Genomic DNA, 12,647 nt, shown 5'->3' on the forward strand with positions numbered 1-12,647 from the left:
CAGTTGAAATATCTATATAATTTTAAATTATTTAGCATTGATGAACCGAGCAAAAGCAGAACTAATTCTTAAAGCATAGCCTTTTTCATGGCTATCGTCGTTCACAATAAACAAAGCAGCTATTTGTTGTTTTTCAGCAAATTCAATAGCTTTTTCTCCTAATAAAAACAATGCCGTTGCATAACCATCAGCAAGCATACAATTTTCTGCTAATACCGTGACAGAAAGAATTTCTGATACTTTGGTATAACCCGTCTGCGTATTAATTTCGTGTGAGGCAACTTTCTCTTTATCTTTAAAATAATTGCGATAATTACCTGACGTTGCCACTCCTATAGTCACCTCTTTAAAAGTCAGCATATGCTCATAAACCCCTCCTCCCCACTGCGGACGCTCAACCCCTACACGCCATGCCTGGTCGTAACGACTACCAGATAATCGCAACTCTCCCCCAATTTCGACCAAATAATGATGAATACCCTCTTTTTCTAATACTTCAGCTACTTTGTCCACGCCATAGCCTTTGGCAATAGAGCATAAATCAATACGGGTTTGTGGGTATTCTTTGCGTAACCCCTCCTCTGTCAAAGATAAATAACGATAATTAACATAACGCAGGGTATCCGCAACTTGGGCATCATCTGGATGTGATTTAACCTCTTTTGCCCCAAATCCCCAAATATTCACCAATGGCTCTACTGTAATATCATAGACCCCATCTGTCTGCTCACACAGAGTTAATGCCTGTCGCACCACATAATACATGGCAGGACTAAGTGCAATAGGCGCTGTGCTAGGATTATCATTAAATAAGGAAATCTCTGATTGTGGTATAAAGGGTGACATTTGCTGATTAACTTCCTCTAATACCATTTCTATCATTGACTGTATCCTCTCTTTTGCCACTTGCGCTACCTCTTGCGCAATATGCACATTCCATGATGAACCCATTGTTTCGCCTGTTAGATAAACCATTATTTTTTTCCTTTTATTTGATAATGATTCTTATTATAATCTAAATAGCTTATTTCAATGCGTTTCTTCTATGAGCCAATTTTGGATATTTCAAAAAAACCTTGAGCAAATCGTGTATTTATTCCATATATTTTTTCGACTAATAAGCCTTTAAAATCGTTATCTTCACTTCTTTTTGCTTTATTTTGAGGCTTTTTTGCTTCAATATGGAGCAAAAATACTTTTTCAGTCCAATACCCCTACTTAGAGTAGTATTACTAGGGAAAACCCTAGGCTGACTTTGTTACACTTTGCCTGCACTCTTGATCTCATTATTCAAAGACATTCTTCTTCTGGGATAGGATTTATAATTAAATCAAAAACAACCAAGAACAATGCTTGAATTGTGGAAAATTTCCTGACAGTAGATTTTTTCAATAAGGATTAAGCATGAAAATCTCTCTTATAAGAGGGCTGACAACAATACTGATGACAATATTTGCTCTTATCGGGGGAGGTATTTACCATGCCCCTCAAGAAATCAATGACACGATTGCCCGTGAGCAGCCCACACCTACTAGTGTCCCTGGCGTCGCTGATAGTGACTGGGTCGCCTATGGCCGCTCATCGGCTGGCGAACGCTATTCACCACTAACACAAATCAATACCAATAATGTCAACAAACTGAAAGTTGCTTGGGTTTATCATACAGAAGATATGAAAACCGATGATGACTCTGGTGAGAGTACTTATGAAGTCACCCCTTTAAAAGTTGGTGATAAATTATTTTTATGTACATTACACCAACGCCTTGATGCATTGGATGCCGCTACAGGTAAGCGTCTTTGGCGTTTTGACCCCAAGATTGCATCGACTAAACAATATCAACACTTAACTTGCCGTGGAGTGTCTTATTATGATGCGGATACAGCAGCACAAATTAATCCTAAAAGTGCTTCTTTAAGTACCAGCACAGCTTCACTAGAATGCCCTCGCAAAGTTATTCTGCCTGTTAATGATGGTCGTCTCATCACCGTCAATGCGGATAATGGTAAACCTTGCAGTGATTTTGAAACAAAGTTGGGAGATTCCCTTGTTGCTTATGCTCTTGACGAACAAAAGTAATTAGGCCTTTTTCCATCGTTTAGGACGGGTGGTTTAGCTACTCGTCCACTCTTAAGTAAAATATTTTTATCTATATACAAAAGAGGTAAACGACAATGGATGCCTTAATCTTAAGTCGCATACAATTTGCATTAAATATTAGTTTTCATATTTTATTCCCTGTTATTAGTATTGCCTTATCGTGGTATCTGGTCTTTTTCCGTTATATGTGGGGAAAGACCGGCAAGCAAGGCTGGCTAGTAGCCTATCAGTTTTGGGTCAAAGTTTTTGCCATTACCTTTGCTGTTGGTGTCGTTTCTGGTGTCACCATGAGTTTTCAATTCGGCACCAACTGGCCAATTTTTATGGAAAAAGCAGGCAATATAGCAGGCCCTCTTCTTGGTTATGAAGTCCTCACCGCCTTTTTCCTAGAAGCAGGCTTTCTGGGTATTATGTTATTTGGGCGTGAGCGAGTCAGCCAGCGATTGCATCTGATTGCTGCTTGTATTGTCGCTATCGGCACGCTCATTTCTGCATTCTGGATTCTGGCATTAAACTCATGGCTACAAACTCCAGCAGGTTATTCTATCGATGCAAATGGGGTATTCCATGTAGAAAATTGGTTAGAGGTCATTTTTAACCCCTCTTTCCCTTACCGTTTTACTCATATGATTTTGGCCTCAGTGCTTACTGCCTCTTTCTTGGTGGTGGGATTATCTGCCTGGCAGGTCATCAAACGATGTGCTACTGAAGCCACAGGCTTAATTATGAAAACAGGCCTATCTTTTGCGGCTGTCGTTATCGTGGTACAAATTTTTGTAGGAGATGCGCATGGTCTCAATACCTTAGAACATCAACCTGCAAAATTAGCAGCTATTGAAGCCATTTGGCATACTGAGAAACCTGCTGCTCTCAATCTATTTGCCTATCCTGATGAGAAAACACAATCAAATAAATTCGATATTTCCGTACCTCATTTAGGATCACTTATCCTTACCCATGATTGGGATGGGGAAATTAAGGGTATGGATCAGTTTGACTACCATCCTCCTGTTGCCCCTGTCTTCTATGCCTTCCGTGTAATGGTAGCCGTGGGGGTATTAATGCTACTAACAAGTTGGTTTGGGTGGTATCGTTATCGCAAGTCAGGCTGGAATCCCAATAAACTCCCTCGTTGGGTTCTTTATCTCTTTTCAGGTATGACTTTCTCGGGATGGGTCGCCACATTAGCAGGTTGGTATGTCACTGAAATTGGTCGTCAACCATTCCTTGTCTATGGGCTACTACGTACTTCTGATTCAGTCACTCAAGCTGTGCCAGCAGATCATGTTGGTCTTACTCTCGTGTTTTACTTCTTGCTTTATGGTGCGATGTTATTGTCTTACATCGCCGTCTTAAAACATCTGGCAGAACACCACCATACAGAACCCAGTAAACAATAGGAGAAAATCATGGATTGGAATTATTGGTTACCCCTTATTTTCCTTGCCCTTTTAGGCTTAGCCATGTTTATTTATGTGACATTGGATGGTTTTGACCTCGGTGTCGGTATGCTCATGCCACGTGCTAAAAGTGCTGAACAAGATATTATGGTAGGCTCTATTGGCCCTTTCTGGGATGCTAATGAAACTTGGATTGTGCTTGGGGCTGGTGTGTTATTCATTGCTTTCCCTAAAGCAAACACCTTGATTTTGGGAGAGTTGTATTTACCCGCCACCTTTATGATTTTTATGTTGCTCATTCGCGGAGCTGCATTTGACTTTAGAGCAAAAGCTGATGACTATCACAAAGAGCTCTGGAATATTGGCTTTATGATTAGCTCTGGTGGCATGGCTCTATGCCAAGGTTGGATGTTAGGTCGCTATATCACTGCTTTTGGTACAGAATGGGATCACTACCTCTTCACTATCGGTGTGATGCTATCCGTTCCAGCCGTATATGTCTTATTAGCTGCTTGCTGGCTGATTGCCAAGACAGAGGGTGAGTTGCAACGCAAAGCCAAACACTGGGCAAACCAAGCATGGTGGCTGGTGGTTGTGTGCTTGGCTTTGATTTCTCTTGCTACTCCCTATATCAGCCAAGGTATCTACAATCGTTGGTTTAGCGAGGAATTATGGCTATTGCCTATTCCTATAGCGACAGCACTGTTATTACTTCGCCTTAAATTTTTGGTTAAAGGGGAAGAAGTGCTTCACCATGGGGTATGGAGACCATTTAGATTAACCGTGTTTGTGCTTGTATTATGTGCATTAGGATTAGCGATTAGTGTCTTTCCTTATGCCGTAATTGATAAACTCACCGTGTGGGAAGCCGCTGCCAGCACCCCTACCCTAGTGGTAACGTTGATTGGCGTGTGCATTACCGTCCCTATTATTCTAGCTTATAGCATCTTTGCTTACTGGGTATTTAGAGGCAAGGCATCTACCCTCAAATATGAGTAATTAGTCTCATAATTATTAGGAAATTAAAGTTTAAGGGCATTGATTTTCAATGCCCTTTTTAAATGATTTTAACGTGATAAAGACTGCTGACTAATCGAACTCCGCTCCGCCAATCAGCTCTAGTGTGTAAATGATTTTGAACGATAAAGACTGTTAACTAATCGAATTCTGATTCACCAATCAGCTCTATTGTAAGATTATTATCCACGGCGAAATCATTAACAAACTTCCATGCCCGTGGTTCCAACTGACGCAAACGCTCATCAACAATCACGCACTTGTGACCATTTCTATTGGTAGGCACCACATAGGGAGAATAAGCAATATGACTACACTGCAACCCAGGTGGACGAAACTGTGCCATTACCCCAGCAAGACGCTCAGCCCAATCGCTCGGACGAAAACGCTGACCAGACTTCGTAAGACCGTAGATAATTAACTGTTGCACTTGACTAACCTTGTAGCAAAAGAGCGGATATTTTAGACGATTTATCCGATAATTTCGACATTTTTCTTGATTATTGTTATTATAAGTCTTTTGAGCATTTTTGGGCGAAACTTTCTTTGTTTTAAGGAATACGCATCACTTGTTTTTGGAATCACAAATACGTTAAGGAGCTTTTGCTTTTTGATTAGCTATTTCATCTGATGCTCTTTTTTCACAAAGTGTAGTTACCCATTGAATACTTTTTATTTTTTACTTTGTGTGTTTGCATATGACTACTCAGAACTCTAGTGCGCCTATGCGCCATTTTTTACAGCTTACTGATTTTTCGGCTCAAGAAATCCTTTATATTCTTGAGCGTGCTCGCTATATCAAACAAAAATTCAAACGATACGAGCCTCATATGCCTTTACACGACCGTACCCTTGCAATGGTTTTCGAAAAAGCCAGTACACGGACTCGCGTCTCTTTTGAGGCTGGTATGTACCAAATGGGGGGGGTAGTGATTAATCTTACTGCTAATGACTCTCAACTTGGACGATCTGAACCTATCGAAGACACTGCTCGTGTGATTAGCCGCATGGTTGATATTGTGATGATTCGTACTTTTGAACAAACACGTCTTGAACGTTTTGCCGCACACTCTCGCGTACCAGTCATTAATGGTCTAACTAATGAATATCACCCTTGCCAAATTCTGGCAGACTTGTTGACTTTTATTGAGCATCGCGGTCCTATCCAGGGTAAAACAGTTGCTTGGATTGGGGATGCCAATAATATGTCATATACCTGGTTGCAAGCAGCTCAACTGCTTGATTTTAAACTTCATATTTCTGCGCCTAAAGGCTATCAACTTGACCATGACCGTATTGGCTCTGTCAGCCCTCGTCACTTACAAGAGTTCGACGATCCAATGGAAGCAGCCAAAGGAGCTGATTTAATTACAACTGATGTATGGACCAGCATGGGTTATGAACAAGAAAATGAAAAACGTCGCGTGGCTTTTGCCAACTGGATGGTTGATAGTGAGATGATGTCATTAGCCAATAAAGACGCCATCTTTATGCACTGCCTCCCTGCTCACCGTGGCGAAGAAGTGAGTGCTGAGGTTATTGATGGTCCTCAAAGCGTAGTATGGGATGAAGCAGAAAACCGTCTCCATGTACAAAAAGCCTTGATGGAATTCTTGGTATTAGGCAAACAAGAAACTCCTTCATTGTAAATCTTCTCTGCTGTTTTTTGTCTTAAATAGGCATGGAAATATCCCGTAGTACTTGCTAAATATAGGGTCTACTTATTGGGTGGATAAACATAATAAGTAAACCCTTTCAGTCATAAACTGAGGGCTTATTCCAGGCGATACATTTTTAAAACAGTGCATTGATTATTCACGCACTGATTTGAAACAAAATACGGCTAATCAGGCTTTTAGGCTTTTGCAAACCTAATTTAAGGCGTAAAATATGCCTACATTATTAATCCTTATTGATTGAGTAATTAACATGAGCGATATTAAAAAAGTAGTTCTCGCCTATTCTGGCGGTCTTGATACATCTGTAATTCTAAAATGGTTACAAGACACTTACCAATGCGAGGTGGTGACTTTTACTGCTGACATTGGCCAAGGCGAAGAGCTTGAACCAGCACGTGCGAAAGCATTAAAGTTTGGCATCAAACCTGAAAACATCTTTATCGAAGACTTACGCGAAGAGTTCGTGCGTGATTTTGTATTCCCTATGTTCCGTGCCAACGCCATTTACGAAGGCGAATACTTGCTAGGTACTTCTATCGCTCGTCCTCTTATTGCCAAACGACAAATTGAAATTGCTAAGCAATTAAACGCAGACGCGGTTTCTCACGGTGCAACAGGTAAAGGCAACGACCAAGTCCGCTTTGAGCTTGGTTACTATGCACTAAATCCAAATATCCGCGTTATTGCTCCTTGGCGTGAATGGGATTTACTCTCTCGCGAAAAACTCCTTGCCTACGCTGAAAAAGCTGGCATTGAAATTGAGATGAAACACAAACAAGGTGGTGCTCCTTACTCTATGGATGCCAACCTACTTCACATCAGCTACGAAGGTCGTCACCTCGAAGACCCAAATGCTGAAGCAGAAGAAAGCATGTGGCGTTGGACTGTTTCACCAGAAGCAGCTCCTGATGCTCCTGAATATATCGACCTTGAGTACGAACGTGGTGACATCGTTGCTATTAACGGTGTTCGTTTAAGTCCTGCTGCCGTATTAGCAAAACTTAATGAGCTTGGTGGCAAACACGGTATTGGTCGTCTTGACCTTGTTGAAAACCGTTATGTAGGCATGAAATCTCGCGGTTGTTATGAAACCCCAGGGGGAACTATCATGCTTAAAGGTCACCGTGCGATTGAATCTATCACACTTGACCGTGAGGTGGCTCACCTTAAAGACGACCTTATGCCTCGTTATGCTGCATTGGTTTACAATGGCTACTGGTGGTCTCCTGAGCGTAAAGCCTTGCAAGTGCTTATTGACCACACTCAAGAGCATGTCAACGGTTTTGTTCGTCTTAAACTCTACAAAGGTGGCGTGTACACTGTATCTCGCGACTCTAAAGATAGCTTGTTTGATAAGACTATTGCTACTTTTGATGATGACGGTGGTGCTTATAACCAAGCAGATGCTGCTGGCTTTATTAAGCTCAATGCATTGCGTATGCGTATTGAAAGCAAAGCTGGTCGTAAATAAAATTAGCTTTTAATCATTCACTTTTAACCTGTCAAAGAGGTCTATAGGAGTTTTAAGCAATCGCATAATAAGGTCTTTTAAGACCACTTTAGCGACTCTTGTTTATTGGGCTTATGCTCATACACTCCCCTGACCTCTTTGACTCAATGCTGGTTAAAACTCAAGCATAGTTAAACAAAAGGCAAGCTTCTAAGAAGACAAAACTGATACTGTCTTCTACAATCACTATAATTCAACAAGCTTGTACTGTCTTCTACATATCACTATGATTCAACAAATCACCGTTCAGACACTCAAACAATGGCTAGATGAAGGCCGAGATATTACTCTTCTTGATGTCAGAGAAGACAATGAAGTGGCTTTTGCCAATATTCCTGGTCACCTCCATATCCCAATGCACTTGATTCCTATCCGTCATGCCGAGATTGACGATAGTAAGCCACTTGTGATTTATTGTCATCATGGCATGCGTAGTTTACAAACAGGCTTATATCTCACTGAGGTAGGGTTTGAAGACGTTTATAATGTCCAAGGCGGTATTGATGCATGGTCAACAGAAATCGATACTTCTGTGCCTAGATATTAAATCTTTTTAGCATTCCCTTTACAACTTTATTTTTCTTGTAGCGTAATTACACCCAACAACTTTATTTTCCTTGCAGTGTAATTACACCCAACAACTTTATTTTCTCTGCCGAATAATTACACTTGAAAAAAGTGCCTAAAGCAGTTATTATTCATGCTTGATAATAATTATCATTTCCAAAATTATTTATCATTATTGTAATTATTTATCATAATATTATTTGCCAAGGTTTTCTTCTATTATTCACACATCATCTAAATAAGTTTAGCAGAAAACCAGCATCATTCAGTTGTTTTTATTTGGAGGGATTTCCTATGACTTTTAATACCTTACTCAAGCCACTTGTGATTGCCTGCGCATTAACAGGCTCTCTTGCTCAAGCCGCAGAGGAAGTCAATATTTATACCACTCGTGAGCCAGGTTTATTACAACCGCTGTTAGAGCAATTTACTAAAGACACAGGTATTAAAGCGAATACCGTATTTGTAAAAGATGGTTTGGCTGAACGTGTGGCAAATGAAGGTGAGAAGTCCCCTGCTGATGTATTAATGGTTGTGGATATTGGCAACTTGACTGACCTTGTTGAAAAAGGTCTTTCTCAACCCATCCAATCAGCAACGCTAGAGAAAGCTATCCCTGCACAATATCGCGATCCAGCCGGCAACTGGTACGCCCTCTCATTGCGTGATCGCGTGCTATATGCAGCCAAGGATTTAGACTTAAAAAACTTTACCTATGAAGAACTTGCTGATCCTAAATGGAAAGGCAAGGTATGCATCCGCTCTGGTCAACATCCATATAACACCAGCTTAGTCGCTGCTCTTATTGCTCATGATGGTGAAGCTAAAACAGAAGCATGGCTCAAAGGGGTGAAAGCCAATCTTGCACGCAAAGCTGCTGGTGGCGATCGTGATGTAGCTCGCGATATTCTTGCTGGTATTTGCGATATTGGTATCGCTAATGCTTATTATGTAGGTCGCATGTTAAATGCAGAACCAGGCTCTGACCAACGTAAATGGGGAGAAGCCATTAAAGTCATTCGCCCAGTTTTTGCTGGTGCCAAAGATGGTGGGACACATGCTAATGTATCTGGTGCAGTTGTCGCTAAAAATGCCCCTCACAAAGAGAATGCAGTGAAACTTTTAGAGTACTTGGTTAGCCCTAAAGCACAAGCCATGTATGCTAAAGTAAATTACGAATATCCTGTGGTAGCTGGCTCTGAATTAGATCCTACTGTGGCATCTTTTGGCGAGTTTAAACCCGATACCTTACCACTTGGGGAAATCTCTAAAAATCGCAAAAAAGCCAGTGCGTTAGTGGAAAAAGTTGGCTTTGATAACTAACTTCCTTTATTCAGCAATTTATACATAAACCATGCCATTGCAAAAAAATAATCGGATTACCTTTACTCAATGCCTTGGCTGGTTAATTGTATTCAGCGTTATAGCACCTGTTTTTAGCCTATTTATCCTCGCCATATCAGGAAATTTTGGTCATTGGGATAGCTTAATCCGTTATGTATTGCCCTATGCCCTAAATAACACAGCGATTTTGCTTATAGGTACTGGTATTATGGTGGGTCTCATTGGCACAGGTGCTGCTTGGCTCACTTGTGCCTACCAATTTCCTACACGTAACCTACTGGTATGGGCATTGCTATTACCCTTAGCAATTCCCACCTATATTATGGCATTCGCCTATCTAGATTTATTACATCCACTCGGTCCTATCCAAACAGTGATTCGCGAGTTGCTCGGCTATGAATCCCCTCGACAATTTCGCCTACCAGACCTACGCGGCATGCCAGGGGCTATTTTCGTGATGGGCATGGCACTTTATCCCTATGTCTATCTTAATGTACGCGTGATGTTTATGAGCCAATCGGCAAATCTAGTCGAAGCCGCTCGTACGCTGGGCTGCACACCTACTCAGACATTTTACCGTTTAATTCTTCCCATGGCACGCCCTGCTATTGTCGTAGGAATTAGTCTTACCTTACTAGAAACCTTGAATGATATTGGTGCCTCAGAATTTCTAGGGATTAAGACATTAACCGTCTCTATCTATACCGAATGGGTGACACGCTCTAACCTTGCAGGAGCCTCGCAAATAGCGATTTTTATGCTTTTTATCGTCACCTTTTTAATATATATTGAACGCCTCAGTCGCCAACGTCAGCGTTATACTAATACTCAACGCCTACACCCTATCCAACCTATAGTATTGACGGGTTACAAAGCCTTTATCGCTTTATGTCTAGGTTGGTTGCCTGTAGTGGTTGGTTTTGCTTTTCCAGCCCTCTATCTTATTTCTGAAACCATTAAACGACTAGAAAATGTCGGTGCTATTTCCAATGCATTGTGGCATAGTACGGTAAATACTGTGACCCTAGCCGCAGTAGCAACTATTGTGACCGTCATTTTTGGTGTAATCATTGCTTGGGTAGTACGTCAACCACGCTTCCGCTATGCAAAAAGTATGGTGCGACTAGGCAGTCTAGGCTATGCTATTCCTGGTTCTGTACTCGCTATTGGCTTGGTGACCCCTCTAGTATGGATAGACAATGGGATTAGTGCTGCAATGAGTGCCATATTCTCATTACCACCCCAACTCTATATCATGGGAAGTATAGCAGGACTAGTTATTGCCTATTACATTCGATTCTTAACAATTAGCATCGGTTCAACTGAATCTGGCTATACACGTATCCCCATATCGCTAGACCAAGCAGCACGCAGTTTACGTTGTAACGATAAACAAGTGTTCACACGTGTGCACTGGCCTTTATTAAAACCCGCGTTAGGAGCTGCGGCATTATTGGTATTTGTTGATGCCATGAAAGAATTATCTGCAACTTTGCTGTTGCGCCCACTAAATTTTGAGACACTATCTACTTGGTTATATGCCGAAGCTGCTCGCGGTACCTATGAGGAAGGAGCCATTGCTGCCTTGCTAATCGTATTGGTGGGATTAGTTCCTGTGATTTTCCTTGCCAAGACGCAGTTTAAAACATGATAGAGCTAACTGTTGGCATAGCTATGGAAATAACCCATAGGAAACAATCCACCTACAACTCCATAGGAAACAACCTACTATGGTTGCCAAATATCCAGCCATCGGAGTTTAATGGGAAAGTAGCTATAACTCCATAAAAAATAGTGGCTATATTTTGGGTAGTTAGGTTGATTTAAGATAAATGATTTTTGAAAAAGGTGAAAAATGCTTCTACAACTGAATGATGTTAAACTCGGTTATCCCCAAGGAAATGGTTTTAAAACCATCATAGAAGCATTTTCTATGCATTTAGCTCGTGGGGAAAATGCCTGCCTACTAGGCTCCTCTGGATGTGGCAAGACAACGATTTTGCGAGCTATTGCAGGATTTGAACCCTTGTATGGAGGGGAAATTCTTCTCGATGGGGATATTATTGCCAAAACAGGCTACATGGTGCCACCTGAGCAACGGCATATTGGAATGATGTTCCAAGACTATGCCCTCTTTCCTCATCTCACTGTGGCACAGAATATCGCTTTTGGACTACATCATTTACCCAAGGCACAGATCAAGCAAACCACCCACGAAATGTTGACTCTTATCGGTCTCCCTGGCTATGCGAAATCCTATCCCCACGAACTATCTGGAGGACAACAACAACGTGTTGCCCTTGCTCGTGCTATCGCTCCTGAACCAAAGTTATTACTGCTAGATGAACCGTTTTCTAATTTAGATGTAGATACCAGAGAGAAACTTGCTACCGAGGTATGCGATATTCTGAAAGATAAGCAACTCAGTGCCATTTTAGTGACGCACAACCGTGCAGAGGCAGATGTTTTTGCCAAACAGATTTACCATATAGGAGAAATCTAGCAAAAGCCATGTAGTTTTTTATAGAATAAGCTCAGCACTAAAGAAGTGATACCATCGCCTGTAGTAGCGAGAAAAGCAAAGGGGAAAATAAGGAAGTGATATACTGAACTGATGTATTGACCTGATGGTGGGTGCTACAGGGGTCGAACCTGTGACCTACGCCTTGTAAGGGCGCCGCTCTACCAACTGAGCTAAGCACCCATCAGTGTGATGAACGATGCTAGAAGATGGTGGGTGCTACAGGGGTCGAACCTGTGACCTACGCCTTGTAAGGGCGCCGCTCTACCAACTGAGCTAAGCACCCATCTGCGTGCATCGAAGTATTAAATTATAAGGAGGTTTTCGCTCTTTGGCAAGATTTTGCATACATCAAAGACTTATTTTTTTAATTTAAAGTTGTTTTAACACAACATTTTTTCTATTCTAGTGTTGAGTTTGCATAGATAGATTTTTCTAGTCTAGGTTTGCATAGATAGATTTTTCTAGATTAGGATTGCATAGATAGCCTTTTCTAGTCTAGGTTTGCA

11 protein-coding genes and 2 tRNA genes are annotated in these 12,647 nt (G+C 41.3%); 9 read left to right on the forward strand and 4 right to left on the reverse strand.

The annotated features are described in order from the left end of the window. Positions 1-27 precede the first annotated feature (27 nt). A complete protein-coding gene (locus tag HKX40_RS05955) occupies positions 28-975 on the reverse strand; it encodes an FAD:protein FMN transferase (protein WP_171588653.1) in 948 nt (315 codons plus the stop codon). 429 nt (positions 976-1,404) lie between these two features. On the opposite strand from HKX40_RS05955, the gene HKX40_RS05960 reads away from it, so the two are divergent. The 3 genes from HKX40_RS05960 to HKX40_RS05970 all read left to right on the forward strand — a co-directional run bounded on the left by HKX40_RS05960 (position 1,405) and on the right by HKX40_RS05970 (position 4,499). Further along, entirely contained in the window at positions 1,405-2,079 is a 675-nt protein-coding gene (locus tag HKX40_RS05960; protein WP_171588654.1) for a PQQ-binding-like beta-propeller repeat protein, read from the forward strand. Between the two features lie 95 nt (positions 2,080-2,174). Then, complete coding sequence (locus tag HKX40_RS05965) at positions 2,175-3,500, forward strand: cytochrome ubiquinol oxidase subunit I (RefSeq protein ID WP_171588655.1); 1,326 nt, start codon at positions 2,175-2,177, stop codon at positions 3,498-3,500. A 9-nt stretch (positions 3,501-3,509) separates the two neighbouring features. Beyond that, positions 3,510-4,499 carry a cytochrome d ubiquinol oxidase subunit II gene (locus HKX40_RS05970; RefSeq protein ID WP_171588656.1) on the forward strand — a complete coding sequence of 330 codons (990 nt, stop codon included), beginning with the start codon at positions 3,510-3,512 and terminating at the stop codon, positions 4,497-4,499. A gap of 157 nt (positions 4,500-4,656) precedes the next feature. On the opposite strand, the gene HKX40_RS05975 is transcribed toward HKX40_RS05970, so the two are convergent. Continuing rightward, complete coding sequence (locus HKX40_RS05975) at positions 4,657-4,947, reverse strand: DUF3579 domain-containing protein (RefSeq protein WP_171588657.1); 291 nt, start codon at positions 4,945-4,947, stop codon at positions 4,657-4,659. A 268-nt stretch (positions 4,948-5,215) separates the two neighbouring features. Here HKX40_RS05975 and argF point away from each other — a divergent pair, with 268 nt between their 5' ends. From argF to HKX40_RS06005, 6 genes are all read left to right on the forward strand, one after another. Then, entirely contained in the window at positions 5,216-6,166 is a 951-nt protein-coding gene (gene argF / locus HKX40_RS05980; RefSeq protein ID WP_171588658.1) for an ornithine carbamoyltransferase, read from the forward strand. 280 nt (positions 6,167-6,446) lie between these two features. Next, positions 6,447-7,667 (forward strand): argininosuccinate synthase, encoded by a 1,221-nt coding sequence (locus HKX40_RS05985; RefSeq protein WP_171588659.1) that lies wholly within the window; start codon positions 6,447-6,449, stop codon positions 7,665-7,667. Between the two features lie 265 nt (positions 7,668-7,932). Continuing rightward, positions 7,933-8,253, forward strand: a complete 321-nt coding sequence (locus HKX40_RS05990; protein ID WP_171588660.1) for a rhodanese-like domain-containing protein — start codon at positions 7,933-7,935, stop codon at positions 8,251-8,253. Between the two features lie 314 nt (positions 8,254-8,567). Further along, positions 8,568-9,596 carry a Fe(3+) ABC transporter substrate-binding protein gene (locus HKX40_RS05995; protein ID WP_171588661.1) on the forward strand — a complete coding sequence of 343 codons (1,029 nt, stop codon included), beginning with the start codon at positions 8,568-8,570 and terminating at the stop codon, positions 9,594-9,596. A 31-nt stretch (positions 9,597-9,627) separates the two neighbouring features. Then, on the forward strand, positions 9,628-11,268 hold the full coding sequence (locus tag HKX40_RS06000) for an ABC transporter permease (protein ID WP_171588662.1): 1,641 nt from the start codon (positions 9,628-9,630) through the stop codon (positions 11,266-11,268). A 204-nt stretch (positions 11,269-11,472) separates the two neighbouring features. After that, positions 11,473-12,120, forward strand: a complete 648-nt coding sequence (locus HKX40_RS06005; RefSeq protein WP_171588663.1) for an ABC transporter ATP-binding protein — start codon at positions 11,473-11,475, stop codon at positions 12,118-12,120. A gap of 125 nt (positions 12,121-12,245) precedes the next feature. Here HKX40_RS06005 and HKX40_RS06010 read toward each other — a convergent pair. Together HKX40_RS06010 and HKX40_RS06015 are read right to left on the reverse strand one after the other, a co-directional pair. Continuing rightward, a tRNA-Val gene (locus HKX40_RS06010) sits at positions 12,246-12,321 on the reverse strand. Positions 12,322-12,348: 27 nt separating this feature from the next. Next, positions 12,349-12,424 (reverse strand) — tRNA-Val (locus HKX40_RS06015). Between the last annotated feature and the right edge of the window lie 223 nt (positions 12,425-12,647).

Origin of the sequence: Pelistega europaea (assembly GCF_013133775.1) — a bacterium.
Lineage (GTDB): Bacteria > Pseudomonadota > Gammaproteobacteria > Burkholderiales > Burkholderiaceae_B > Taylorella > Taylorella europaea.

What these genes read in the sequence shown, in the direction of transcription:
- HKX40_RS05955 (WP_171588653.1), bottom strand. Translation starts at nt 975, where the DNA reads ATGGTTTATCTAACAGGCGAAACAATGGGTTCATCATGGAATGTGCAT.
- HKX40_RS05960 (WP_171588654.1), top strand. Translation starts at nt 1,405, where the DNA reads ATGAAAATCTCTCTTATAAGAGGGCTGACAACAATACTGATGACAATA.
- HKX40_RS05965 (WP_171588655.1), top strand. Translation starts at nt 2,175, where the DNA reads ATGGATGCCTTAATCTTAAGTCGCATACAATTTGCATTAAATATTAGT.
- HKX40_RS05970 (WP_171588656.1), top strand. Translation starts at nt 3,510, where the DNA reads ATGGATTGGAATTATTGGTTACCCCTTATTTTCCTTGCCCTTTTAGGC.
- argF (WP_171588658.1), top strand. Translation starts at nt 5,216, where the DNA reads ATGACTACTCAGAACTCTAGTGCGCCTATGCGCCATTTTTTACAGCTT.
- HKX40_RS05985 (WP_171588659.1), top strand. Translation starts at nt 6,447, where the DNA reads ATGAGCGATATTAAAAAAGTAGTTCTCGCCTATTCTGGCGGTCTTGAT.
- HKX40_RS05990 (WP_171588660.1), top strand. Translation starts at nt 7,933, where the DNA reads ATGATTCAACAAATCACCGTTCAGACACTCAAACAATGGCTAGATGAA.
- HKX40_RS05995 (WP_171588661.1), top strand. Translation starts at nt 8,568, where the DNA reads ATGACTTTTAATACCTTACTCAAGCCACTTGTGATTGCCTGCGCATTA.
- HKX40_RS06000 (WP_171588662.1), top strand. Translation starts at nt 9,628, where the DNA reads ATGCCATTGCAAAAAAATAATCGGATTACCTTTACTCAATGCCTTGGC.
- HKX40_RS06005 (WP_171588663.1), top strand. Translation starts at nt 11,473, where the DNA reads ATGCTTCTACAACTGAATGATGTTAAACTCGGTTATCCCCAAGGAAAT.